The sequence below is a fragment of the Mesorhizobium oxytropidicola genome (assembly GCF_056174625.1).
In genome coordinates, this window is record NZ_CM149692.1 from 4,967,124 (window position 1) to 4,992,994 (window position 25,871).

18 protein-coding genes and 3 pseudogenes are annotated in these 25,871 nt (G+C 62.1%); 7 read left to right on the forward strand and 14 right to left on the reverse strand.

Annotated features, from left to right (window positions below):
- Genes AC0V8S_RS24855 through AC0V8S_RS24865 form a run of 3 tightly spaced genes read left to right on the forward strand, consistent with a single transcriptional unit; the run spans position 1 to position 2,607 of the window.
- Positions 1 to 783 (forward strand): ABC transporter permease, encoded by a 783-nt coding sequence (locus AC0V8S_RS24855; protein ID WP_475434011.1) that lies wholly within the window; start codon positions 1 to 3, stop codon positions 781 to 783.
- Positions 780 to 1,844 carry an ABC transporter ATP-binding protein gene (locus AC0V8S_RS24860; protein WP_475434013.1) on the forward strand — a complete coding sequence of 355 codons (1,065 nt, stop codon included), beginning with the start codon at positions 780 to 782 and terminating at the stop codon, positions 1,842 to 1,844. The genes AC0V8S_RS24855 and AC0V8S_RS24860 overlap by 4 nt, the downstream gene beginning before the upstream one ends.
- Position 1,845: 1 nt before the next feature.
- On the forward strand, positions 1,846 to 2,607 hold the full coding sequence (locus AC0V8S_RS24865; protein WP_475434015.1) for an MBL fold metallo-hydrolase: 762 nt from the start codon (positions 1,846 to 1,848) through the stop codon (positions 2,605 to 2,607).
- A gap of 7 nt (positions 2,608 to 2,614) precedes the next feature.
- On the opposite strand, the gene AC0V8S_RS24870 is transcribed toward AC0V8S_RS24865, so the two are convergent.
- The 5 genes and pseudogenes from AC0V8S_RS24870 to AC0V8S_RS24890 form a co-directional block, all read right to left on the reverse strand.
- Positions 2,615 to 3,004 carry a hypothetical protein gene (locus AC0V8S_RS24870; RefSeq protein WP_475438766.1) on the reverse strand — a complete coding sequence of 130 codons (390 nt, stop codon included), beginning with the start codon at positions 3,002 to 3,004 and terminating at the stop codon, positions 2,615 to 2,617.
- 104 nt (positions 3,005 to 3,108) lie between these two features.
- A pseudogene (locus tag AC0V8S_RS24875) lies at positions 3,109 to 3,360 on the reverse strand (TetR family transcriptional regulator); the annotation flags it as partial.
- A 30-nt stretch (positions 3,361 to 3,390) separates the two neighbouring features.
- A complete protein-coding gene (locus AC0V8S_RS24880; protein WP_475434016.1) occupies positions 3,391 to 4,818 on the reverse strand; it encodes an amidase in 1,428 nt (475 codons plus the stop codon).
- A 93-nt stretch (positions 4,819 to 4,911) separates the two neighbouring features.
- Positions 4,912 to 5,946 (reverse strand): extracellular solute-binding protein, encoded by a 1,035-nt coding sequence (locus AC0V8S_RS24885; protein ID WP_475434018.1) that lies wholly within the window; start codon positions 5,944 to 5,946, stop codon positions 4,912 to 4,914.
- Positions 5,947 to 6,216: 270 nt separating this feature from the next.
- The gene (locus tag AC0V8S_RS24890) at positions 6,217 to 7,167 is read right to left on the reverse strand and encodes a hypothetical protein (RefSeq protein ID WP_475434020.1); all 951 of its coding nucleotides are present in this window, start codon (positions 7,165 to 7,167) and stop codon (positions 6,217 to 6,219) included.
- Between the two features lie 329 nt (positions 7,168 to 7,496).
- Here AC0V8S_RS24890 and glf point away from each other — a divergent pair, with 329 nt between their 5' ends.
- A complete protein-coding gene (glf, locus tag AC0V8S_RS24895; RefSeq protein WP_475434022.1) occupies positions 7,497 to 8,681 on the forward strand; it encodes a UDP-galactopyranose mutase in 1,185 nt (394 codons plus the stop codon).
- A gap of 136 nt (positions 8,682 to 8,817) precedes the next feature.
- Here the strand turns inward: glf and AC0V8S_RS24900 are convergent, their stop codons facing one another.
- Entirely contained in the window at positions 8,818 to 9,789 is a 972-nt protein-coding gene (locus AC0V8S_RS24900; RefSeq protein ID WP_475434024.1) for an NAD-dependent epimerase/dehydratase family protein, read from the reverse strand.
- Between the two features lie 752 nt (positions 9,790 to 10,541).
- Here AC0V8S_RS24900 and AC0V8S_RS24905 point away from each other — a divergent pair.
- Positions 10,542 to 11,314: pseudogene (locus tag AC0V8S_RS24905) on the forward strand (NAD kinase).
- Between the two features lie 192 nt (positions 11,315 to 11,506).
- Positions 11,507 to 13,099 carry a DEAD/DEAH box helicase gene (locus tag AC0V8S_RS24910; protein ID WP_475434026.1) on the forward strand — a complete coding sequence of 531 codons (1,593 nt, stop codon included), beginning with the start codon at positions 11,507 to 11,509 and terminating at the stop codon, positions 13,097 to 13,099.
- A 167-nt stretch (positions 13,100 to 13,266) separates the two neighbouring features.
- Here the strand turns inward: AC0V8S_RS24910 and AC0V8S_RS24915 are convergent, their stop codons facing one another.
- From AC0V8S_RS24915 to AC0V8S_RS24945, 7 genes and pseudogenes are all read right to left on the reverse strand, one after another.
- Entirely contained in the window at positions 13,267 to 13,875 is a 609-nt protein-coding gene (locus AC0V8S_RS24915; protein ID WP_183458836.1) for a hypothetical protein, read from the reverse strand.
- A 244-nt stretch (positions 13,876 to 14,119) separates the two neighbouring features.
- Positions 14,120 to 14,770, reverse strand: a complete 651-nt coding sequence (locus tag AC0V8S_RS24920) for a YiaD family glycine zipper/OmpA-like lipoprotein (RefSeq protein WP_095204385.1) — start codon at positions 14,768 to 14,770, stop codon at positions 14,120 to 14,122.
- A 150-nt stretch (positions 14,771 to 14,920) separates the two neighbouring features.
- A complete protein-coding gene (locus tag AC0V8S_RS24925; RefSeq protein WP_096457252.1) occupies positions 14,921 to 15,289 on the reverse strand; it encodes a GFA family protein in 369 nt (122 codons plus the stop codon).
- Between the two features lie 108 nt (positions 15,290 to 15,397).
- Positions 15,398 to 15,775, reverse strand: coding sequence for a hypothetical protein (locus tag AC0V8S_RS24930; protein WP_095204383.1), 378 nt, complete (start codon positions 15,773 to 15,775; stop codon positions 15,398 to 15,400).
- Positions 15,776 to 16,044: 269 nt separating this feature from the next.
- Positions 16,045 to 17,176, reverse strand: a protein-coding gene (gene prfB / locus AC0V8S_RS24935) for a peptide chain release factor 2 (RefSeq protein ID WP_183458832.1) whose coding sequence is annotated in 2 segments (ribosomal slippage) — positions 16,045 to 17,109 and positions 17,111 to 17,176 — 1,131 coding nt in all. Because the reading frame shifts where the segments join, the coding sequence is not laid out codon by codon here.
- Positions 17,177 to 17,303: 127 nt separating this feature from the next.
- Positions 17,304 to 19,747: pseudogene (locus tag AC0V8S_RS24940) on the reverse strand (penicillin-binding protein 1A).
- A 214-nt stretch (positions 19,748 to 19,961) separates the two neighbouring features.
- Positions 19,962 to 21,224: an N-acetylmuramoyl-L-alanine amidase gene (locus AC0V8S_RS24945; protein WP_475434029.1), complete on the reverse strand. Its 1,263-nt coding sequence runs from the start codon at positions 21,222 to 21,224 to the stop codon at positions 19,962 to 19,964.
- A 649-nt stretch (positions 21,225 to 21,873) separates the two neighbouring features.
- On the opposite strand from AC0V8S_RS24945, the gene AC0V8S_RS24950 reads away from it, so the two are divergent.
- Entirely contained in the window at positions 21,874 to 24,825 is a 2,952-nt protein-coding gene (locus AC0V8S_RS24950) for an Rne/Rng family ribonuclease (protein ID WP_475434031.1), read from the forward strand.
- A 95-nt stretch (positions 24,826 to 24,920) separates the two neighbouring features.
- On the opposite strand, the gene AC0V8S_RS24955 is transcribed toward AC0V8S_RS24950, so the two are convergent.
- The gene (locus AC0V8S_RS24955) at positions 24,921 to 25,868 is read right to left on the reverse strand and encodes a glutaminase (RefSeq protein ID WP_475434033.1); all 948 of its coding nucleotides are present in this window, start codon (positions 25,866 to 25,868) and stop codon (positions 24,921 to 24,923) included.
- Positions 25,869 to 25,871 lie beyond the last annotated feature (3 nt).

Genomic DNA, 25,871 nt, shown 5'->3' on the forward strand with positions numbered 1-25,871 from the left:
ATGCGCAGGATTGTCCGTGTCGCTTCCTGGCTCTACGCGCTTGCCGTCTACGGCTTCATCTTCCTGCCGGTGGTGGTGCTGGTGCTGTTTTCGCTGCAGGCAACGTCGTTTCCGATCCCACCCTTCACCGGGCCGTCGCTGCGCTGGTACGAGGCGGTGCTCTCCGACGCGCGGCTAACCTCGGCGCTGGTCAATTCTCTGCTGGTGGCATCGATCTCCTCGGCCACCGCCGTCACGCTCGGCTTCCTCTCGGCCTGGGGCTTTGCCCGCTTCGTGCTGCCGGGCTCGGGCCTGCTGCGCGGTTTGATCACACTGCCGCTGACGGTCAGCTATCTCATCATCGGCATGGGGCTTTTGGTGCTGTTCAACTGGGCCGGCGTGCCGAAATCGCTGCTCGCGGCCGGAATCGGCCACGTCGTGATCAACCTGCCGCTCTGCTTCGCCATCATCTACAGCCAGATGGGCGATCACCAGATCAACATCGAGCGCGCCGCGCGCGATCTCGGGGCGCCGGAATGGAAGGTGCTACTCTTGATCACCGTGCCGGTCATGGCGCCGGCCATCTTCGCCGGCTTCTTCCTGTCGATGACCTTCTCCTGGGACGAATTCGTGATCTCCTTCCTGCTCACCCGCTTCGACACCACGCTGCCGGTGGAAATCTGGAACCTGCTGCGCTCCGGCCTCAACCCCAAAACCAACGCGATCGGTTCGCTGGTCTTCGCTGTTTCGATCGTCTTGGTCGTGCTGTTCGAACTGACATTGCTGCGCCGGAGAAAAGCATGACCGCGCCCCTGGTCGATATCCGCGCCGTGTCACACCGTTTCGGACAGTTCGCGGTGCTGAAGAACGTCTCGCTCAAGATCGAGCCCGGCAGCTACACGATCCTGCTTGGGCCGTCGGGCTCCGGCAAGACGACGCTGCTGTCGATTCTCGGCGGCTTCGTCACGCCTAGCGAAGGCAAGGTTTTCATCCGCGGCGAGGACTGGACCGCGGTGCCGCCGGCCAAGCGTCCGACAACGACGGTGTTTCAGGACTATGCGCTGTTTCCGCATATGAGCGTCGGCGGCAATGTCGGCTTTGGGCTGCGCATGCAAGGCGTCGACGGTGCGACCCGTGCTGCAAAAGCCCGCGAGGCTCTGGCGCTGGTCGGCCTCGCCTCAGCCTTCGACAAGAAACCGCACCAGCTCTCCGGCGGCCAGCGGCAGCGCGTGGCATTGGCGCGGGCGCTGGTGATCGAGCCGGCGGTGCTGTTGCTCGACGAGCCGCTCGGCGCGCTCGACCTCAAATTGCGCCGGCAGATGCAGGACGAGCTGAAGGCGATCCAGAAGCGCGTCGGCACCGCCTTCATCCATGTCACCCACGACCAGGAAGAAGCGATGGCGCTGGCCGACCATTGCGTGGTGATGAATGACGGCCGCATCGAGGATGAAGGCCCGCCCGAGCGCGTCTACGCCAAGCCGGCGACGCGCTTTTCAGCGACCTTCATGGGCGAAAGCACCATCCTTGCCGGCAAGGTCACGGAAACCAAGGACAGGACGAGCACGGTAGAGACGCCGGCCGGAGCAGTTCTTGTGCCCAGCGCCTTGCCGGTGGGCTCGGCTGTTGCGCTGGCCATACGGCCGGAGCACCTCCTCCTCGGCGGGACTGCCGGCACCGCAAGTCTCGGCATGGCGGACGTAACCGACGTCGTCTTCCAGGGTAGTTTCAAGCGCGTGCTTGCCGTCTCTACTAAAGACCCGGCGCTGCAGTTCATCGCCAAGCTGCCCGCTTCAGCCACCGTCCAGCCCGGCGACACGGTTGCCGTTTCGTGCGATACCGACCAGATCATCGTTTTGACGGACTGAAATGGCATCCCTTCCGGTCATCGGCGCAGCAGACTGGTACGAGACCATCCGCATGGCCGACGGCGTCACGCTGATCCACGAGCCATGGATCAAACCGTTCTTCCGCTGCAACATCTGGCATGTGCGCGGCCGCGACCGCGATCTCCTGTTCGACAGCGGCCTCGGTCATTTCAGCCTCCGCAGACACGTGCCTTTGGTGAGCGAGCGAAAGCTGACCTGTGTCGCCAGCCATACGCATTTCGACCATATCGGCTGCCATCACGAATTTCCCGACCGTTGTGTGCACAGGGCCGAGGCAGACATCCTCGCCAATCCGCGCAACGAATGGACGGTGGCCGACCGCTATGCGACCGACGATATGTTCGATCGATTGCCGCAAGGCTGGGAGTCGTCCCGCTACCGGATCCTGCCCGCCCCGGCCGACCGCCTGCTTGACCATGGCGACGTCGTCGATCTTGGCGACCGCGCTTTCGAAGTGATCCACACGCCTGGCCATTCACCCGGCGGCATCGCGCTCTACGAGGAGAAGACCGGCATCCTGCTGTCCGGCGACATCATCTATGACGGCCCGCTGATCGACGACGTCTACCATTCGGATATGTCGGACTATGTCGAGACGCTGCTCGCCATGCGTGACCTCGAGGTCTCGGTCGTGCATGGCGGCCATTTTCCGAGCTTCGGCAAGGTGCGCTACCGCCAGCTGATCGACGAATATCTGGCGCAGAAGCGGCAGGCCGGCTGCCACCTGAGCCAGCGCCCCTGAGAAACAGCTACGGCATCAATTCGAAGTGCCGCGGAAATGCCTGATGCAGCAGCAGCAGCATGGTCTTGCGCAGCACATTGGTGTCACGGCTCGAAGGGTTCAGATGGTCCCAGTACCAGGCGCCGTGAACCAGATAGTTCAGGCTCTCCGACAAGGTGTCGATGTCGACGCCGGTATAGCCGCCGCTGCGCGAAATCTCGACCAGCAGCTCGCGCGCTTCTGCGGTGTAGGCGAGATCGCTCGGCAAGCCGATCTCATTGTAGATCTGCATGCTCTTGCGGTCGCTGGAGAACACGACGAAGACTGACACCCATTGCGGATGCTGCCGGGCGAAACGCTGCGCGCAATTGACGGCGCCAAGCAGCCGTTCGACCGGCGACAGGCCGGGAGCCCGCACCAGGGTGATCCACAGCGCGTCATATTGATCGCTGAGATCTGCAGCACGGCCCGGAACAGGTTCTCCTTGCTGCGGAAATGAAAGACCACCAGCGCGTTGGACGAGCCGACATGTTCTGCGATGCGCTGCATGGTGAGGCTTGCCAGACCCTCCTCCGCGATGAGCTCGATGGTGGCGTCGATGATACGCTGCACGCTGGCTTCGCCGCGCTCGCGCCGGCGGTCCTTGGGCGGCGCGGCATCGTTTGCCGCGCCCTTCGTCGTCGCGACCTTACGTTTCTCCGGCTTTGCGGTGGCCTTGCGTTGCGCCATTTTCGTCAGGACTTTCGGACCCGCGGCGGACATATCCCGCCGCATAAGTTACTTCGGCATATGGCACGCGGCTCATCAGAGCGACGGACGTGTCCCCGTGTTTCCATACCATTGCCCCCGAGCCGTTTCATAGGCCAGTCCGGCCCGGAAGACATCGGCATCGCTGTAGGTGCGGCCGACGATCTGGATGCCTGTCGGCACGCCGCTGGCCGCACGGCCCGACGGGATCGAGAGAACCGGGCAACGGCTCAGCATATTGAACGGCGTCGTCATCACCCAGCCCAGCGAGGGGTTGACCTCCTTGCCATTGATCTCAACCGTGTCCCTGGTCTGGTCGAACTCCGCCGGCACCGCGGGCAGCGCGTTTGTCGGGCAGATCAGCACATCGTAGGTCTCCAGCAGCGGGCCGAGCGTCTGGTACATCCTGGCTGCCACATCGAGCGTCGCGACAAAATCGGTGGCTTTGGACTTTTGCCCGTCCTCGGCAAACCGCCTGGCATAGCTGGTCATGTCGCTGCTGTGCTCCGCAAGCAGTTGCGACAGCGACGCGCCGAACAGGTGCTCGAGATAGGCCATTCCGGCCTCGAGCACCCCGTCATCCCAGCCAAGGTCGACTTCCTCGACCGTGGCGCCCAGCGAGCGGAACACATCGCGGGCGGCAAGCGTGTTCTTCCGCACGTCGGGGTCGACCTCGAAGGAACCGAGATCCATGGAAAAGGCTATTCTCCAGCCTTTGATCGGCTTGTAATCGAGCGGCAGGCGCAGTTTGGGACGCAGCGTGGCGATGTCGAGCGGGCTCGGTCCGGCCATGACATTCTGCAGCAGGATCGCATCCCTGACGTTTCGCGCCAGCGGTCCGGTGTGGCAGTAGAAATCGAGGTTGAAGGGCGGCTCGTCGGGATTGCGGCCGTAAGGCGGCTTGAAGCCGACAAGACCGCAGGCCGAGGCGGGAATGCGGATCGATCCGGCAATGTCCGAACCTGTGGCGATCGACGACGTGCCGGAAGCCAAGGTAGCGGCAGCGCCACCCGACGAACCGCCCGGCGTGAAATCCGGATTCCAGGGATTGCGGGTGACGCCCCACCGCTTCGACCAGGTGTAGCCGGCGCAGCTGAATTCAGGCGTCGCCGTGCGGGCATGCACGATGCCGCCGGCCTTCATGATGCGCTCGTTCATCGTCGAGGTGTGGCCACCTATGGCATCCCTGGACAGCAGTGAGCCGTGCGATGTCGGCTTGCCCTTGATGTAGCTCTCGTCCTTGATGCCGATCGGCAACCCCTCAAGCGCGCCGGTCCTGGCGCCCCTGGCGTATTTCGCCTCGGCCTTGGCGGCCAGCTTCATCGCCTCTTCGAAATGCGTGAAGGTGAAGCAGTTGATCGCCGACTTGGTCGCTTCGGCGCGGCGAATGGTGGCCTGCATCAGTTCGACGGGCGACAGTTTCTTCGCCTTGAACAGCCGCAGCGCCTCATGGGCCGGCATGTAGCAAAGGTCGAGATCGGACATCGGAAATCTCCTGCGATCGCGAGACCGCATCTGGCATGAAGGGTTGCCGGACCGCGCGTCGCGGTCCGGTGGCTGTTCGTTGGATCGGTGGCGCTATTTCTGGAGGTCGGTCCAGATTTTCGTGTAGAGCGCCTGCACATCCGATGGACAGGCCGGCATGAACTGGCCCTTGGCGGCAAACTCGGCCGGAATTGCCACTTCAGGCGCCGCCTTCATGTCGTCCGGCATAAAGGCCTCGGAGCCCTTGATGCCGTTGGCGTAGCGGGCGAAAGCCGAGATCAACGCGGCATTCTTGGGATCCATGATGAAATTCTGGAACAGTTTGGCGTTCTCGACATTCTTGGCGTCCTTGAGGACGGCGACATTGTCCATCCAGATCGGAAACCCTTCCTTGGGATAGCCGTAGACGATCTTGTCGTTCTGCAGCCGCTCGCGCAGCGATATGCCGTTCCAGTTGACGCCGGCGGCGATGTCGCCCCGGCCCAGGCCGTCGACGGCGGCGTAGTCGAGCGACAGCCATTTCGCCTTCGCCTCGACCAGCTTGTCGTGCACCTTCTTCAGCACCTGCATGTCTTTGGTGCAGTATTGGCCGCCCTCATAGGCGATGGCGAGGAACATGATGTCCCCCATTTCGGGGACGACATTGATCTTGCCGACAAGCTCCGGCGGTGGGTCGAGGAAAAGCGCCGAGGTGTTCGGGTCGCCGGCATAGACCGACTTGTTCACCGAAATGCCTGTCGTGCCCCACTGCCACGGAACGGTGTATTTGCGGCCCGGATCGAAGGGGACGTCGACCCATCGCGGATCGACATTCTTGAAATTCTCCATCTTGTTGGGGTCGGTCTCCAGGAGCAGCCCTTCGCTGATCCAGATCGGCACGACGCTGGCCGACGGCACCACGATGTCATAGCCGGACGCGCCCTGGCGGACCTTGGCCAACGCGGTGTCGTTGGAATCATAGTCGGTGACGGTGACCTTGATCTTGTAGGTCTCCTCGAACTTCTTGATGAGGTCCGGACTGGTGTAGTTGCCCCAGTTGTAGATGTTGAGTTCGCCATCGGCGCGAGCGACGCCTGTCACGGCGAACAGCGACAGCCCGACGGCAGCCGCGGTCAGTTTCCAGTTCATGCTAGTGCTCCCATTGTTGGGACCGGCTGCGTGACCGCCTCGGTCCATCTCCTGCTGATCAAGCCTGGCGGCGCCCTTCCCCGATGACGGGCTGGACGACTGTCAAGGCATTCCCCACTCGCGGCCATTCACCGGCACATGCCGGCTGGCCAACTCGGTTATGACAGAGGCTAGATTATAACTAACTATATAGTCAATATCTTTTCGCAAGCATGCGTTTCGGAGGCTCCATCAAGTGCCCCGCAGCCTCCTAGATCGGAATAGTGGACGCTACAGCGATCGACCGATGACCTCAGTCCCGCCGCCGGCGGGAAGCGAAATCCGATAGTCCGGCCCGCGATTCCTCGGCTTTCGCCAGGGCCTCAGACGATCCTTCAATCTCGTTCGGACAACCGGCTTCTCGTAAAGCGGAGCCGGCAGGCCGGCGAGCGCATAGTAGTCGTCAAGGATGCTGGTCTGCAGCAGACGCTGCTCCTGTGTGTAGAAGCTGAAATGCGCGGCGACGAGATCACCGAAAACCCTGCCTGGCCGATCGAGCTTTGCCGGCAAGGTCGCTGACAGCCATTCCTCTTCATCATTTCCCGGCGGCGGATAGAAAAGCTCGCCGATCTCCAGGACATCCGACCCGAAAAACCCGATCGCGTTGATCGAGAAGCGCCCCAGCCTGACTTCCCGGTCGGGCACGCGGAAATCGCCCAGCCGGTTCGTCCGCACAGCCTCGATGAAGACTGGATGAAGCGCTTCGGGAAAGCTGGCATGTGCCCAGGAAAAGGGGCACATCGCCTGGCAGGTAAGCGGCCCTTCGATCAGAACTCTGGAAAGATTCTTGATCAGGCTGCTGCAGACCGCATTGTTGATGATGAGCGGTGCATACCAGAGGGCCGCCCCCTTTTCCGCCATGGCCCGCGCCTTGAATCTGGGGAGGAAGCCCTCCTCCAGAAAAACCACGTCGTCGTCGAGGCGCAGATAGAGAGCGTCGGCGTCGTCACAGAAGCGAAAGAACCTGCCGATGACGTTGATGGTGCCGTCGGCGTTTGGAAGCGTCTTTATCTTGCAGCGCGGATCGCTGGCTGCCAATCGCCGGAGATAGGCGCGGTCGGCGTCGTTGCGGCAATTGTCCCACAGATGCCATTCATGCACCTCGGGACTTTTCAAAACGTGGTGGCTGAGCAGGCGCAGGTACTTTTCGCGGCCTGCCGGGGTCACAACAATCAGCTTCATGAGTTCGCCCCGCAATGGTCACGTGTTTTGGCTAGGCCTGCGGCGAACCTAGGGCCGATCGTTCAGCGTTTCCAGATTCGCGGTGTGTTGCAAAGCACGGCGCAAGACATTGGCCTGACAATGCAAGACAAAAGGCACACTCCCGTTGGTGGCCCTTCGCATTCATCCGGCTTTGGTGTAGGGGCTCGCTATAACAGCCCCGAACCGCAGGGCTTTTCGCCAAGTGCATAAGTGGAAGAGGCGACTTTGGCATCTGCCGTGCAGGCAATGGTCCAAGCCGATGACCTGGCTCAGATCATACTCGAACCATAAGGGCGTTGGATCCGGGAATGGACAAGAACCTGCTCAGCGAAGCCGACATTCTCATCGTCGGCGCAGGCTTTTATGGCGCGACGCTCGCCGAGCGCATCGCCACGCAACTCGGCCGGCGCGTGCTGGTGATCGACCGGCGCCAGCACATTGGCGGCAATGCCTATACCGAACAAGATCCCGCCACCGGCGTCGAAATCCATCGCTACGGGCCGCATCTGTTCCACACGTCCAACGAGGAGGTCTGGAATTATCTGCGCGCCTTCACCGGTTTCACGACCTATCGCCATCGTGCATTCTCGACCTATCGCGACAAGGTCTATCCGCTGCCGATCAACCTCGCCACGATTTGCCAGTTCTTCGGCAAACGGTTGAGCCCGGACGAGGCTCGCGGCATGATTACCGGACAGGCCGCCGAGCTTGGCGATCGTCCGCCGGCCAATCTCGAGGAGAAGGCGATCTCCCTCGTCGGCCGTCCGCTCTACGAGGCTTTCATCAAGGGCTACACCGCCAAGCAATGGCAAACGGACCCGCGCGAACTGCCAGCGCAGATCATCGCGCGCCTGCCGGTCCGCTACACATTCGAGGACGGCTACTTCAACGACCGCTTCCAGGGCCAGCCTGTGGATGGTTATACGGCGATCTTCGAAAAGATGCTCGCGCATGAGCTCATCGAAACACGGCTTGGTGTCGACTTCTTCGATATCAAACCCTTGCTGCCGCAAGGCCTGCCGGTCGTCTACAGCGGTCCGATCGACCGCTATTTCGACCACTCAGAGGGCGAACTCGGCTGGCGGACCATCGACATCGATCTCGAGGTCATGAACACGCCGGATCATCAGGGCACGGCGATCATGAACTATGCCGACGAAGCCGTGCCCTACACCCGCGTCGTCGAATTCCGGCATTTCAATCCGGAACGCCAGCACAAGAGCGACAAGACCCTTATCGGCCGCGAGTATTCGCGTTTTGCCGGCCGCACCGACGAGCCCTACTATCCGATCGACACGCGCCGGGATCAGGCGGTGTACCGTCGCTATCTCGAACGGGCGGCCGCCGAGAAAAACCTGCATCTCGGCGGACGGCTGGGCACCTACCGGTATCTCGACATGCATCAGGCGATCGGTGCCGCCCTGAAGGCCTTCGAAACCGTGCTCGAGCCCTATTTCACCGGCCGACTCGATTCGGTTTCACGGTCGCTATGACACGTCGGGGCTCTTAGAGCGTTTCACCGTTCATGGAAACGGCGAACCGCTCTAACTCTTTGTTTTGACGCAATTCCCAAGGGAAAGCGCTATGCGCTTTCCCGGGAAAACCGCTCACACTTTTCCTGGAATTGCTCTAGGCCGACGCCGCCGATCTGCCGTCAGTCACAATCTGTCGGCGGAACCATTCGAAGGTACGCCGGATCCCTTCCTGGTAGCTGGTCTTTGCCTCCCATCCGGGAAGAACCTGTCTTACCAGGGTCAAGTCCGGACACCGGTTCGTCGGATCCTGCGGGACAGGCGCATGGTGTTCGATGCGGCTGCCCGGAACGAGCGAGCTGACGAATTTCGCGGTCTCGAGAACCGAGACCTCGCGATTATTGCCGATGTTCAAGGGCCCTCGGTGCGAGATGCTGTCACGCCAAAAGAAACGCTCCAAGCCATCGACGATATCGTCGACGTAGCCCCAGCTACGCGATTGCGAGCCGTCGCCATAGACGGTCAGGATCCCCGTGGTCAGGGCCTGGCTGACAAAATTCGAAACGGCGCGGCCGTCATCGATGCGCGTTCGCGGCCCATAGGTGTTGAACAACCTGACGACCCGGACATCGAGTCCGCTGACGCGTTGCTGCTCAAACAGCAGCGCCTCGGTGCAGCGCTTGCTCTCGTCATAGGAAGCCCTTGGCCCGGTGCAGTCCACCGAGCCCCGGTAGCTCTCCGGTTGCGGCGACACCAGGGGATCGCCATAGACTTCCGAGGTCGAGGCGAAGCAGAAGCGGCCGCCGGGCCTGAGCAGCGACAGAAGATTGAGTGCGCCGCCTATGTTGGCCCTGATCGTGCGCACCGGCTCGCGCATGTACCATACGGGCGACGCCGGTGACGCCAGATGTATGATCTCATCGAAATGCCGGCTGGCCGTGAAGCTTTCGGCATCGGCAATCTTCAGGCTGAACCGCGGATCCGCGACATGGGCAATGTTGTCGCGCAACCCGGTCCACAGATTGTCGACGACGACAAGCGTTTCCAGATCATCGCGCCGCAGCAGGCGATCGACAAGATGGGAGCCAATGAAGCCACAGCCACCAGAAATCAACACACTGCGCGGCATGCGCACCCCCTTCCAGAAACTTGGCCGGTCAACGCGCCGCAGGCTTGTTTTCCAGAGACGATGGGAACAATGTCCTATCCAGATCGGAAGTCTTCTACCAGTGCTTTCATCGATGCCGCAATTGCAACGATCAAACTTATCTTACGCCAGCCGATGACCAGTCCCCCGGGGATGAAGCCATGACCGGGATATGCGCGTATGGGTGAGCGGATTTGGCGACCTAAAGTGCCCTTTGCGGGCAAGGCATTCCTGTGGCATCGCCACAGCGTGACGCCGTAGGCAACGGTCTGTTACTCATTTCTTCCGACTGGCGCACAATCTCGGCGAAGACCAGCGCGAAGCTACCCAGCATGACAAAGACGATAATCAGGCGTGCTACCGGCAATATGTCGGCCTCGTTTGGTTGGTGCGTGCCCCGAACATCAGGATCGTTCCGGGAATCATGCGCACAAATCAAAAGTGCCACAGCGTCGTCTTGCCGTCCCGAAAGGATACGGCGATGCTGCGGGCGCCCCCACGCCATCCATGCCGGCTAACATGATCGATCCGCCTTTACGAGACTTTAAGCCCCGCCTTAACCATCACATTCGCGCGTGCCCCTGTCATGAAGCGCGACCTGCCGGTCGGGACGGTGCTGTCGCGGCATGGCTTTGCCCGGTGATGCAACGGCTCTCTTTGCAGACCTGCCCGCACCATGCTACCCCGGCGCTGGCGCGGCCAGACCCGCCGCAATCGGTCGCGATCGGGGAGCCATGAGCACAGCCGCCAACAGCATCGCCTTCGTCTCGTCCGACACAGCAGACGCCAAGGCGGCGCTGGAAAGCCTGTCGGCGCGTTATGGCCAATGTTCGATCGCGGATGCCGCAGTTGTGGTGGCCCTTGGCGGCGACGGCTTCCTGCTGCAGACCTTGCGAGACACGATGGGAACGGGAAGAAGGTCTACGGCATGAACCGTGGCACCATCGGGTTCCTGATGAATGAGTACCGTTCCGGGGGGCTTGCCGAGCGGATCGCGGCCGCGGTCGCCGAAACCATCCGCCCGCTGGAAATGCTGGCCGTCACCTCGGAAGGCGAGACCGTTTCGGCGCTGGCGATCAACGAAGTTGCGCTTTGGCGCCAATCCTATCAGACGGCCAAGATCCGCATCAGCGTCGACGACCAGATACGGCTCGAGGAACTCAGCTGCGATGGTGTCATGATCGCGACGCCGGCCGGATCCACCGCCTACAATCTTTCCGCGCACGGACCGATCCTGCCGCTCGACGCGCCGCTGCTGGCACTGACGCCGGTCAGCCCGTTTCGCCCGCGCCGCTGGCGTGGCGCGTTGCTCTCCAACAAGGCAACGGTGCGCTTCGACATTCTGGAGCCGGAAAAGCGGCCGGTGAACGCCGCCGCCGATCACACTGAGGTCAAGGCGGTGACTTCGGTGACGGTGCGGGAATCGCCGACTGCGACGGCGACGTTGCTGTTCGATCCCAATCATTCCTGGAACGAGCGCATCCTGGCCGAACAGTTCCGCTACTGAGCCGGCACACGGACAAGCGGCCGGATTAAGCATCGCGATTAAGGTTACAACTTCACAATCGTGCCAATCCCGCCCGTTTCTGTTGACAAATCGCGGGCTTGCGCCTAATCGCAATACCAATCTTGCAGGCGCGTGGCGCTTGCCGCGACAGACGCCGTTGCGCTTCCCCGAACCAGCCAAAGACAACAACACTTGTCCTCAGACACCACGACCGCTCAAGAAGCGTTGACCTTCGCAGACCTCGGCCTGTCGCCGAAGGTCCTTTCCGCAGTCACCGATGCCGGCTACACCCAGCCGACGCCGATCCAGGCTGGTGCCATCCCGCACGCCCTGCTCGGCAAGGATATTTTGGGCATCGCCCAGACCGGCACCGGCAAAACGGCTTCCTTTGTGCTGCCAATGCTGACCCGCCTCGAAAAGGGCCGTGCTCGCGCCCGCATGCCGCGCACACTGATCCTGGAGCCGACGCGCGAACTCGCCGCACAGGTCGAAGAGAATTTCATCCGATACGGCAAGAACCACAAGCTCAACATCGCGCTTTTGATCGGCGGCGTGTCGTTCGACGAGCAGGACAAGAAGCTGGAGCGCGGCGCCGACGTGCTGATCGCGACGCCCGGTCGTCTGCTTGATCATCGCGAACGCGGGAAGTTGCTGCTCAACGGCGTCGAGATCCTGGTCATCGACGAGGCCGACAGGATGCTCGACATGGGCTTCATTCCCGATATCGAGCGCATCTGCGAGATGATCCCGTTCACCCGGCAGACGCTGTTCTTCTCGGCGACCATGCCGCCGGAAATCACCAAGCTGACGGAAAAATTCTTGCACGCGCCCGTGCGCGTCGAAGTTTCGAAGGCCGCGTCGGCCGCCACCAACATCATCCAGCGGCTGGTCAAATCCGGCTCCAAGCCCTGGGACAAGCGCGAGACGCTGCGCAACCTGATGAAGGCCGAAGACGCGGAGTTGAAGAACGCGATCATCTTCTGCAATCGCAAGGTCGAAGTGTCGGAACTGTTCCGCTCGCTGCTGAAATATGATTTCGATGCCGGCGCCCTGCATGGCGACATGGACCAGCGCGCCCGCATGCAGATGCTGGCCAATTTCCGTGACGGCAAGCTGCGTTATCTCGTGGCTTCGGACGTCGCCGCGCGCGGCCTCGACATCCCCGATGTCAGCCACGTCTTCAACTATGACGTGCCGATCCATGCCGAGGACTATGTCCATCGCATCGGCCGAACCGGCCGCGCCGGGCGCTCCGGCAAATCCTTCACCATCGCGACCAAGTCGGACACAAAGTACATCGACGCCATCGAACGGCTGATCGGCAACAAGATCGAGTGGCATGACGGCGACCTGTCGACGGTCGTCGCCAGCGAAGGCGGTGAGGACGATGCGCCGCGCCGGGGCAAAGGCGCGCCGCGTCGCGCCGGCCGCAAGGACGATGATCGCAAGGACAGGGGCGAGCGCAAAAAGGGCGGCGAACGTCGCGCCAGACACGCAGAGGAAGATGCTTCTCCCGTCGTCGCACAGCAAGAACAACCCGATGTGACTGAAACGGCCGTCGCCGATATCGGCGAGCGGCGCGCGCGCAAGGAAGCGATCCGTTCGGAAAACACCGAACGCAAATCCTCCGATCGCAACGAACAGCGCTCACCGGAACGGGGCGACACCAGGCCGCAGCGCGACAGCAACCGCCCTGCCCGTCATCGCCACCAGGAAGACAACGATACCACCGTGGGCTTCGGCGACGACATGCCGGCCTTCATGCGCATCGTCGCCAAGGTCTGATTCCTACAATCTTTGAGAGCGGCAAGCCAACCGGCTTGCCCCCCTCGGCGAACTCCATGCATCGCCTTCGAACGGATTCAGGCGACGCGCCTTAGTCCTGTTTCATGCATGCCGTGCTCTCGAAACCAGAGCCACTCCTGGACGACATGCGTTGGCTTGGCCCGGAATTACATCGGCCCAGGCATCATCTTGGTCGGCTTCTCCAACATCGGAAACTCGGCCTTGGTGCATTTCACGTTCGGGTTCGTCGGACTGAACATGCCGTTCGGATTGTCCCTGAACAGCCAGGCGTGAAGGTCGTAGTGGACGAACTCCCTCGGGATGAGCGGATAGTGTCCCTCCATCGGCCCCATGAAGGTTTGGCCAAACAGCTTCGGCGGCGCTTTGACATCCGGCGTCAGCGGCACCAGCCATTCCACACCGACCAGCTTCAGGCCTTTCTTGGTCGGTTCGTAGATCAGGACGTTGGGCTTCATCGGGTCGAGCTTCTGGCCGACACTGGGGACGTTGACGAAATGGATGCCCATGGCGCCTTTTGGATAAAACATCGCGCCGGATATCTTTTCGCCATTGTAGTAGACGCAACCGACGGTCGACAGATAGAGGTCGCGGACGGCAGCCGTGTAGTCTTCATACTTGGCCAACGACTTCTTCAAGGCTTCGATATCGGCCTTGTTGGTGTCCTCGGCCCGAGCCGTGGCGAGCCCCAACCATACGCCTGCAATACTGGTCAAAGCGAGGACGCCGCAGCGTCCAAGGCTGGCTGTTCTTGTCATGCATTCCTCCCAGATATTCATCTGGCCGTGCAGACCGAGGCGGGAAAATGCTTATCGCGCGGCCAGTTGTTGTACCGCCTCATCCCCTCTGGAACGGCGACGACGCTATTCCTTTCCATGGCGGCGGGAAAGCTGTTATTTAGAACTAACTAATACTCATGCGCGGCAATCTGGAGAGCGCCGATGCCCGCGCAAGCAGAAACGGCCCCGCAAGGGGGCCGTTCGCGTTCGATTGCCGGTCAGATCAGGTGAGCGGCGACAGCTGGATCTCGACGCGACGGTTCTGCTCGCGGCCGGCGGCCGTCGCGTTGGAGGCGATGGGCCGCGTCTTGCCGAAGCCGGTGACGGCGAAGCGGCGCTGATCGACGCCCTGACCGGACAGATAGTTGGCGACCGCAAGCGCACGGCGCTGCGACAGATCGAAATTGTGCTGGTCGCCGCCGGTCGAATCGGTGTGACCGAACACGTCGACGGTGGTCTGCTTGAATTTCTTCAGCACCAGCGCAACCGAGTTCAGCACCGGATAGAAGCCGGGCTTCACCGCATCCTGATCGACATTGAAGGTGATATCCGACGGCATGTTGAGGATGATCTGGTCGCCACTGCGGGTGACGCTGACACCAGTGCCCTCGAGCTGTCGGCGCAGTTCCGCTTCGTTCTGATCCATGGTCGCGCCGATGGCGCCGCCGGCCAGTGCACCGATGCCAGCGCCGATCAGCGCGTTACGACGGTCATTGCCGCCGGCAAGCAGACCAAGGCTCGCACCTGCCAGGGCACCAAGGCCGGCACCTGCTGCCGTGTTGGAAATCTTCTGGTCGCCCGTATACGGATCGGTGGTGGTGCAGGCGCTCACGAGCAAAGCCGTCGCCACGACGACGAGCACGGTTTTCTTCATAGATGGTCCCTCTCCAAGTCGCGCCTTTTCGACGGCGCCAAATCAGCCCTTCCCGCGACTTGTACCATGAATTGCGGCGAAAAGCGGAACGGGAAAAGCGCCGGGGACGGCTTTTCCCGGGGCCAATTACATGACGACCGCCTTGCCCGGCTACCAGAGATTCTTGCCGTCTATGACCACCACTTCCACCTTGTCGAGATCGAAATCATCGAACAGCCGGGAATTGACGCTGATCTTCGGATTGTCAAAATCCGGCTCGCCGGTCGACCAATCCGGTGTTTCGGTGAAAGTGCCGCAGCCGCAGGTCGCGCAAAACCCGTGCTTCACGGTTTTCGACCCCCACTGATAGACAGAAACGTTTTCCGGCGGACTGGTCAGCTTGAACTGCGACGGGACGTAGTAAGCCCAAAGCGAGCCGCGTTTCGAGCAGAACGAACAGGTGCATTGCGTCACCGTCTGCGGTGCCTCAGAAACCTCGAATGTCGTCGCCTTGCAGTGGCAGCTTGCCTTGATGGTCATCAACATCACCTCTCCATTGTCCGCCGTCCATGCGGCAGGGCACCATAAAGAAGCGATCCTGACAACTACCTGTCGGCAGGCTCTACGCCTGAACAGCCGACAGCAGACTCAGTAAGACGAGGGCGGCACGAACAGGCAGATGGTCTTGCCGGCATCGAGGCCGGCCTCATGCGCGCACCAATGGAATTCACCGTCGGGCGAATCCTTGATGCGTCTGTCGCTGTAGGCCAACACCTCGCCAGTGTCCTTGATGACATAGCCTTCCGGGCGCTCGCTGATCGAGGTCTGCGACACCTCGTGGCAGTCGTAGTTCGCGCAGCAGGCAAACGGATAACTCCAGCCCTGCGGCTTGGCCGCGGTCGGCTTGGCGTCATGCGCCAGGGCCGGCGCCGACAGCAGCGCGATCACACACGCCGCGCAAAGGGGAATGACAAGCTGGCCAACCGATGGAGCGGCGATGGCCGATCTGGAATTGGCGGCAAACATGGGAACGTTCCTTTCAAACGAGGTTCAAGCGTTGCGCTTGCCCGTTCCCGGAACGTGTCTTCCCAGCGGCCAATCGTCAGCAGATATGCCGCGACCGGCCATAAATGCTTTTGTCTCCTCCTGCCGCAAATGGTGAGCCGAAATGTGAGTCGGCGCAAGAAATTGCTGCGTGGCCGGCCCGCACCCGTCGCCGGGCCGCTTCGGGGCAGCAACAAGGTGCTCCCCGAAGATGCGAGCGGTGGCAAATCCGGGTTTAGTGGCGGACGGAGCTAGTCCAGATCCGCCACCGCCTCACCAGCACCACCCTCGATGCGTTGCGACAGCGAGGCTTCCATGAAATCGTCGAGGTCGCCATCGAGCACGCTCGACGGGCTGGTGCTTTCGACGCCGGTGCGCAGATCCTTCACCAGCTGATAGGGCTGCAGGACGTAGGAACGGATCTGGTGACCCCAGCCGATGTCGCTCTTCGAGGCTTCGGTGGCGTTGGCGACGGCTTCGCGCTTCTTCAACTCTTCCTCGTAGAGGCGCGAGCGCAGCATCTCCCAGGCCTTGGCCTTGTTCTTATGCTGCGAACGCTCGGCCTGGCAGGCGACCGCGATGCCCGTGGCGATATGGGTGATGCGCACGGCCGAATCGGTGGTGTTGACGTGCTGGCCGCCGGAACCCGACGAGCGATAGGTGTCGATGCGCACATCCGATTCCGAAACATCGATCTCGATCCTGTCATCGACGACTGGGTAGACCCAGATGCTGGAGAAGGACGTATGGCGACGCGCATTGCTGTCATAGGGCGAAATGCGCACCAGGCGGTGGACGCCCGATTCCGTCTTCAGCCAGCCATAGGCATTGTGGCCCTTGATCAAGAGCGTAGCGGATTTGATGCCGGCTTCTTCGCCGTCATGCACTTCCAGCACCTCGACCTTGAAGCGGCGGCGTTCGGCCCAGCGCGTGTACATGCGCAACAGCATCGAGGCCCAGTCCTGGCTCTCGGTGCCGCCGGCGCCGGCGTGAACTTCAAGATAGGTGTCGTTGGCGTCGGCTTCACCCGACAGCAGCGTTTCGACCTGGCGGGCCTTCGCCTCGCCCTGCATCGAGCGGATCGACGCTTCGGCCTCTGCGATGACCCCTTCGTCGCCTTCTTCCTCGCCGAGCTCGATCAGGCCGATATTGTCTTCCAGCGCCTGGGTGATGCCCTTGACCGCCGCAATGCCTTCTTCGAGGCCCTGGCGTTCGCGCATCAGCTTCTGTGCTTCCAACGGTTCGTTCCAGAGGCTCGCGTCCTCGGCCCGCACATTCAGGTATTCAAGCCGCTTTATGGCCTGATCCCAGTCAAAGATGCCTCCTCAGCAGGGTTATCGCCTGCCTGATCTCGTCGACAATATTCTGCGTTTCCGCGCGCATGGCCTGGTATTTTGTCCTGTTGCTGAAGTGACACTTCGGTCGGCGCGATACATAGGGACGGCGCCGCCATGTGTAAAGCGAAATGGGCCGGCCCCAGGCCAGCCCAGCGGTCGGCATTTGGGACCCGTCAGTAGAGGCCGCCGCCGCCGTCCTGGATGGCCTGGTTGGCCTGCGGCGACAATGCGCCACCCGAGGCGTTGGAGCCGTCGGCGCCCATGCCGATCACCCAATAGCTGTCGGCGGGACCGGTGCCCGGCTTGAAGGCCTCGATGATGGTGCCGGATCGCCCGACGCGGCACGCATGCCGGTCTTGCGATTGATGGCGATCAGGTTCATGCCGTCGGGAACCTTGAAGTCGACATTGGGCGTGCCGTCCAGCGCCACGCGCATGAAATCCTTGAAGATCGGGGCGGCCAGACCGCCGCCGGTGGCGCCATGGCCAAGGCCGCGCGGCGTGTCGTAGCCCATATAGAGGCCGACCACGAGGTTCGGCGTGTAGCCGATGAACCAGGCGTCCTTTTCGTCGTTGGTGGTGCCGGTCTTGCCGGCGATGTGGCGGCCGAGTTCACCGATGGTGGCGCCGGTGCCGCGTTGCACCACGCCTTCCATCATGGAAGTGATCTGGTAGGCGGTCATCGGATCGAGCACCTGCTCGGAATTGTCGACCAGTTCCGGCTCCGGCTGGTTCTTCCATTCGGGTGCGTTGCAACCATCGCAGCCACGCTCGTCCTGTTTGAACACGGTCTTGCCGTAGCGGTCCTGGATGCGGTCGATCAGCGACGGTTTGATCGACTTGCCGCCATTGGCCATGATCGAATAGGCCGAAACCATGCGCATGACGGTCGTCTCGCCGGAGCCTAGCGCCATCGGCAGATACGGTGCCAGATGATCGTAGACGCCGAAGCGCTCGGCATATTCGACGACCAGCTTCATGCCCATGTCGTTGGCAAGCCGCACCGTCATCAGGTTGCGCGACTTCTCGATGCCGGAGCGCAGGGTTGCCGGCCCGGCGACCGTTCCGTCATAGTTCTTCGGCGTCCAAGTCGTGTTGCCGCTCTGGATGGTGATCGGTCCGTCCATGATCACCGAGGCCGGCGTATAGCCGTTGTCGAGCGCGGCCGAATAGACGATCGGCTTGAACGAGGAGCCCGGCTGGCGCATCGCCTGGGTGGCGCGGTTGAATTCCGACTGCGAATAGGAGAAGCCGCCGACCATGGCCAACACACGGCCGGTGTGCGGATCCATGGCAATCAGGCCGCCTTCCACCTCGGGAACCTGACGCAAGCTGTAAGTGTTGTCGGAACCTTCGTTCTTCTGCACGAAGATGACGTCGCCCGGCTTCAGCACGTCGGCCGGCGACTTGGCCTTGACCGTCTTGCCGTCGACCACATGGCGCATGGCAAAGCCCATGTCGTCCTTGCTGACGGTGCCTTCGACACGCTCCTTGACGATGTCGCCCGACGCTTGGCGTGCGGGCTGCAGGCCGATCGAGAGGCCTGATGCCGAGGAGTCGAGCACGACGGCGAGCGACCATTCGGGAACGTCTTCCAGTCCCTTGACGGCGCCCAGTGGAGGTCCCCAGTCGCCGGACACGTCAATCGACGTCACCGGGCCGCGATAGCCGCGCAGCGTGTCGTATTTCATCAAACCGTTCTGTATCGCCTTGCGGGCAATGAGCTGAACCTTCGGGTCAAGGGTCGTGCGAATGGAAAGGCCGCCCTCATAGAGCGCGTTCTCGCCATAGCGGGCGATGATCTGCCGACGAACCTCTTCTGTGAAATATTCGCCCGCGAACAAATAGGAGCCGGTGCGGCGCGGGGCGACACCAAGCGGCTCGGCCTTCGCCTTCGCACCCTCTTCGGGGGTCACGTAACCGTTCTCGACCATCTGGCCGATGACCCAGTTTCGCCGCTCAATCGCGCGATCGGCATGCTTGAACGGATTGTAGTTGGCCGGACCTTTGGGGAGTGATGCCAGATAGGCGGCCTCGGCCACGGTCAGTTCGTTCACCGATTTATCGAAATAGGTCAGTGCGGCGCCAGCGACACCATAGGCGTTGAAGCCAAAGAAAATCTCATTGAGATAGAGCTCAAGGATACGATCCTTGGAATAGGCCTGCTCGATGCGGAACGAAAGGATGGCCTCCTTGACCTTGCGTTCCAGGGAGCGCTCGTTGGTGAGAAGGAAGTTCTTGGCAACCTGCTGGGTGATCGTCGAACCACCCTGCATCGGTCCACCCGAAACGTAAGTGAGCACCGCTCTACCCAACCCCGTTATGTCAACACCGGGATGGCTGTAGAAGTTCTTGTCCTCCGCGGACAGGAACGCCGCCTTGACGCGATCCGGGATCGCCTGAATCGGCAAATACAGGCGCCGTTCGCGCGCATACTCCGCCATCAGAGAGCCATCCGAGGCATGGATGCGGGTGGTCACCGGCGGTTCGTACTTGGCCAGCACTTCGTAATCAGGCAGATCCTTTGCTACATGGCCGATGTAAAGCGCAACGCCCGCCGCGGCCAGAAGGGCCAGCGTCGTGCCGATGCCGAAGAAATAGCCAATGAGACGAATCATACCCGCTCCAGTCCTTGGTTCGGGAATTTCCTAAACGAAGCCGCCTTCCACGCAAGCTTTCGAGCCGGTCCCAATCCGTAATCGAAAACCCATGTCGCCACCATGTGGACAAAATACGGCAAGGCCTGATTTCGTGACCGCGCGCCGGAAATAAAACGCACCGGGTGTTGTCATCCAGCAACGCTGCCTCAGGTTGCAGGCGCCGCCAGCCATGTCAACCTCCGGTCACCGTTCCGGCCCGGGCGGAGGCAAACAGCGCAACGGCGTTGGTGATGCTTTGCGCGGCCTTGTTGCGCCATTCGGCGTCGAGCAGCTGCGCTTCGTCCTTGGCATTCGAGAGATAGCCGAGTTCGACCAGAACGGATGGCACGTCCGGTGCCTTCAGCACCTTGAAGCCCGCGGAACGCTGCGGATTGTTGATGAGGCCGACGCTGGTCGACAGCTGGCCGACCAATGTGTGGGCGAAACTCATCGAAAATGTGTGCGTCTCGCGGCGGATCAGGTCGATCAGGATGTCGGTCACTTCCTTGTTATCGTCCTTGATGACCATGCCGGCGAACTGGTCGGAGAGATTTTCGCGGTCGGCAAGCGCTTGCGCCTCGGGATCCGACGCCTTGTCGGAAACGGTGTAGACGGTGGCGCCGCGGATGCCCTTGACGCTGATTGTATCGGCATGGATCGAAATCAGCAGATCGGCCTCATGCTGGCGGGCAATGCGCACGCGGTCGTCCAGACGCAGATATTCGTCGGTGTCGCGGGTCATGAAGACATCATATTTGCCGACGGCCGCGAGCTTGTCGCGCAGCTCCGTGGCGAAGGCCAGCGTGACATTCTTCTCGATCGTGCCGTTCAGACCCTCGGCGCCACCGTCGACCCCACCGTGGCCGGGGTCAACAACGACTGTGAAGCGGTGGCCCGGATTGGAGACCGGCCCGGTGCCGACCCGCCCGCCCTTGTCGGTCGAAACCGTCGATCCGGTGGTCAGCGCCTGGTTGGCAAGGGCGGCGTCGAACTCCCGTTCCGAGGCGGCCGACATGTCGATGGCAATGCGGTAGCCGGTTCCGTCCTCATTCTTGAGCACATCCAGCTTGTCGACGGCGAACGGCCCCTTGCCGGTGAGGATCAGCCGCGAAACACCCTCGCCGAGCGCGCCCAGGCGCACGCCCTTGACCAGGCCGCGCGGCTTCAAATCCTTGGCGTCGATGGCCAGCCTGGTATTCGCCAGGTCGATGACCAGACGATTGGGGCCGCGCAGCAGAAACCATTTGATGTCAGGCTCGCGATCGAAATCCATGACGATGCGCATCTTGGTGGCATCGCCCGCCATCTTGTAGCCTTTTGCCACCAGCGGCGCGTCGGCGGCATTGGCAACCGAGGAAAAGGCCTGGGAAATCACCACCAGCAGCAAAAGGCACAAGGCGCCAAGAATCCGTCCGCCGACACGACATCCCTTGCCTGTGAAGCCTGCCAGTCCCATCTCTCTTCTAGTCGCTCCCGGTTTGGCGCCAGGCGCCCGCTCGTTTCGTCGAAGTGTCGGTTAGGCCGCGAACTCGATTAACGATTGGTATCCAGAGAAGGTTAACCAAGCCTTTTCACGCAGGATCGGAACCCAGGCTTACGTTACGGAACTGCTTTTTGCCGGCATCGGAAATCGGGGTTGCCTTCCAACCCGCCAAATCATAAAAGCGATAGTGGATCACTGCAATCCTGGAACCGCCCTCCTCCGCAGCTTCCTGCTACAGGGTCAGATGAAAGGCGGCTCCTTTCGCTTCACGCGAAAAGGGTTCAGGTGATTGCGACGAATTTCGCAGGTGTGCTCCCGTGGCGGGGGAATCGCCTGCGTGAGGAAAACGGCCGGGTTTGTTCCCGTGCCGGCTCTGTATGAGCAAACAAGCTGGTCCGGTTTCCGGGCTTTGGTTCAAAAGGTTCTGCTGGTGACGATGGCTTCAAGCGCAATCATGGAAAGGTCCGCATCAAACCGCGCCAGTATGGCTGCGGGCGGCACCGCCATGACACGCAGGCACCGTCCGGCGGACATTCAATTATCCGGCACCCACTCTCCAGACACACAGCAGCGGGCTTTACCCCGCCAGCTGCGGCTGACGGCTGCCGGGGGAAACGAAATAATGCCCAACAAGATGCTGATAGACGCCTCCCACCCGGAGGAAACACGAGTTGTCGTCGTACGCGGTAACCGTATCGAAGAATTCGACTTTGAATCCCAGGACAAGAAGCAGCTCAAAGGAAATATCTACCTCGCCCGCGTAACGCGCGTCGAACCCTCCCTTCAGGCAGCCTTTGTCGAATATGGCGGCAACCGTCACGGTTTTCTCGCCTTCAGTGAAATACACCCTGACTACTACCAGATCCCGGTCGCCGACCGTCAGGCACTGCTGCGCGCCGAAGCGCAAGAGGCCGAAGACGAGGAGGACGAGGACGGTGACGGCGATGACCGCCAGAGCCGCGACCGCGGACGGCGCGGGCGCCGGCGTGGCGGCAAGAGCCGCGACCGCGGCGAGCACAAGCGCGATGCGGGCGAGACAGGCGAAGGCTCCGGCGAGCCAAGCGGAGGCAACGACAATGGCGACATCGTTGTCGAGGAGATCTCCCACACCTCCGAGATCATCGAACACGCAGCCGATACATCCGAACATTCAGATGGCTCGGGGCATGCCGATACATCAGGCCATGATGAAGGTTCCGCCGAACAGGACGAAACCGAAACCCGCGACGGCGGCCCGACATCGATCGCCGCCGCGGTCGAAGGCGATGTGATTTCCGAGCCCGTTCCGCAGGCGGAACAGGGCAGCGAAGCCACCTCCACCGACAATGATCGCGGCATGCTGGAGGAGGTACAGTCCTCGCATCCCGACGATCACGAGGTCGAATCGGTCGGTGCCGAGGACGCGCTCGAGGAAGTGCGCAACCGCCGCAAGCCGGTGCGCCGCCAGTACAAGATCCAGGAAGTGATCAAGCGCCGGCAGATCCTGCTGGTGCAGGTCGTCAAAGAAGAGCGCGGCAACAAGGGCGCGGCACTCACCACCTATCTGTCGCTTGCCGGCCGTTATTCCGTGCTGATGCCGAACACGGCGCGCGGCGGCGGCATTTCGCGCAAGATCACCAGCGCGGTCGACCGCAAGCGCCTGAAGGAGGTTGTTGCCGACCTCGAAGTGCCGCAAGGCATGGGCGTCATCCTGCGCACCGCCGGCGAGAGCCGCACCAAGGCCGAGATCAAGCGCGACTACGAATATCTGATGCGGCTTTGGGAGAACGTGCGCAATCTCACGCTTCAGTCCACCGCTCCTGCCCTCGTCTATGAGGAAGGCAGCCTGATCAAGCGTTCGGTGCGCGACCTCTACAACAAGGATATCGACGAGATTCTCGTCTCCGGCGAGGAAGGTTATCGCGAGGCCAAGGACTTTATGCGCATGCTGATGCCGAGCCACGCCAAGGTGGTTCAGCCGTTCCGCGACACGACGCCGATCTTCGTGCGCAACGGCATCGAGGCGCAGCTCGACCGCATGCTGCAGCCGCAGGTGACGCTGAAGAGCGGCGGCTACATCATCATCAACCAGACCGAGGCGCTGGTCGCCATCGACGTCAATTCGGGGCGCTCCACCAAGGAGCACTCGATTGAGGACACGGCACTCCACACCAATCTGGAAGCGGCCGAGGAAGTCGCGCGTCAGCTCAGGCTGCGCGATCTGGCCGGCCTGATCGTCATCGACTTCATCGACATGGAGGAGAACCGCAACAACCGCTCCGTCGAGAAGCGGCTGAAGGATCACCTCAAGAACGACCGTGCCCGCATCCAGGTCGGCCGCATCTCGCATTTCGGCCTGATGGAGATGTCACGCCAGCGCATCCGCGCCAGCGTGCTGGAATCGACCATGAAGCCCTGTCCGCATTGCGGCGGCACCGGCCATGTCAGGTCCGATTCGTCGGTTGCGCTGATGGTGGTGCGGGCGATCGAGGAATTCCTGCTCAAGGACTCGCGCAGCCACATCACGGTGCGCACGCCGGCCGCGACCGCGCTCTACGTGCTCAACCACAAGCGCGGCACACTGGTGGAACTCGAAAGCCGCTTCGGCCTGACCATCACCATCGAGGCCGACGATACGGTTGGCGCGCAGCACTATGCGATCTTCCGCGGCGCCCTGGCCGAAAAGCCCGAGGGCTTTGTCGAGGCGCGCAGTCTGCCGGCCTATGTCGAGCCGGAGGAGCCCGAGGACGAGATTGTCGTCGTCGAGGAGGATGATGAGGTCGTGGTGCAGGCCGAGCAGCCACGCCAGCAGCCGCAGCAGAACCAGCAGCCGCGGCCTGCCGGTGGCGAGGATGGCGAAGGCCGCGACCGCAAGCGTCGCAAGCGTCGCAGACGGCGCGGCGGCAGGGATCGCGACCGCGAGCATGGCGCCCCGGCGGACGGCTCATCCGTCTCCGCTCCGGCCGGCGATTTCGCCGGATCGGCAAACGCGGCGGACAATGACGACACCGAAACGGACGATGCCGCTCCGATCGCTGCCGGCGCCTCTGACGAGGCGGCGCAGGCTTCGGATGACAGCCAGGGCAAGAAGCGCCGGCGCGGCAAGCGCGGCGGCAAGCGCAACCGCCGTGAAGACGGCGAAGGCGAGACCGAGGCAAGCGCCGGCGAAACGACCGAGGCTTCGGAGGCTGATGCTTCCGAAAGCGAGCCTGCGTCGATCGAGCCGGTGGTTGTTGCCGTGGCCGAAGAGCCGGAGGCTATCGTAAGCGAAGAGGTGCCGAGCACCGAGAAGCCCAAGAAGCCACGTCGCGCAGCCAAGCCGAAGAAGGCAGCCGCCGAGGCCGTCGCCGAAACGACTGTTGTCGAAGCGGCCGCGGAAACGCCGGTCGAGGCTCCGGTGGCGGTTGCCGAGGAAACAGGGGTCGCGGCCGTCGCGGAAGAGCCTGCGAAGGCCCGACCGTCACGACGCAAGCCGGCGGCCATCGATGCACCGGTCGTACCCGTGGTTTCCTCGACCGTCGCCGATGAGCCGGAAGCCAAGGCCGAAGAAAAGCCGAAGCGTGCCGGCTGGTGGCAGCGGAAGGGCTTTTTCTAAGCCTTTCAACTGGTTGAAGTGATTTATTGATAAGAGATCCGCGCCGATCGAAAGACGGCGCGGGATTTTTCATTTCTCCAACGTAACACGAGAGGCTAAGGCGCGAAGATCGACCAGTTCATCATCCTGGCCAGCTTCTCCAGCGCGATCGAACCCAGCTTGGAATTGCCGTTGGCGTTGAGGCCGGGCGACCAGACGGCAAGCGAGGCGACGCCCGGCACGATGCCCAATATGCCGCCGCCGACGCCGCTTTTTCCCGGAATGCCGACGCGGAAGGCGAAGTCACCGGAGCCGTCATAGTGGCCGCAGGTCAGCATCATGGCGCCGATGCGCCGCGCCCGTTCCGCCGACACCACCTGGTATCCGGTGGCCGGGTTCTTGCCGCCATTGGCAAGAACCCGGCCAGCCATCGCCAGTTGCCGGCAATTCATGGCGATGGCGCAATGGTGGAAATAGACGCCCAGCGCCAGTTCCGGCGCATGGTGAAGATTGCCGAAAGATTTCATGTAGTTGGCCAGCGCGAAGTTGCGATAGCCAGTGGCGCGTTCGGAGGCCGCGACCTCACGGTCGATGATGATTGTCTCGTCATCGGCGAGGAACTGGATGAAGCGCAGGATCTCGCCGATCGCCTCGCGCGGCTGGTGGCCGGCAAGCAGGATGTCGGAAATGACGATGGCGCCGGCATTGATGAAGGGATTGCGCGGTATGCCGTTCTCGTGCTCGAGCTGGACGATCGAATTGAACGGATTGCCCGACGGCTCGCGCCCGACCCGTTTCCACAGCGCATCGCCGACATTGCCGAGCGCCAGCGTCAAGGTGAACACCTTCGAGATGCTCTGGATCGAAAAGGCCTGATCGGCATCGCCAGCCATCAGCACACGGCCGTCATTGGTGACGGCGGCGATGCCGAATCTTTTCGGATCGACCTTGCCCAATTGGGGAATGTAGGTCGCGACATCGCCGCGATCGGTGCGTTCAGCCATTTCCGCGGCGACTTCAGCCAATGCTTGATCAAGTTTGGGGGCCTGTTCGAGTTCCGGCATGGG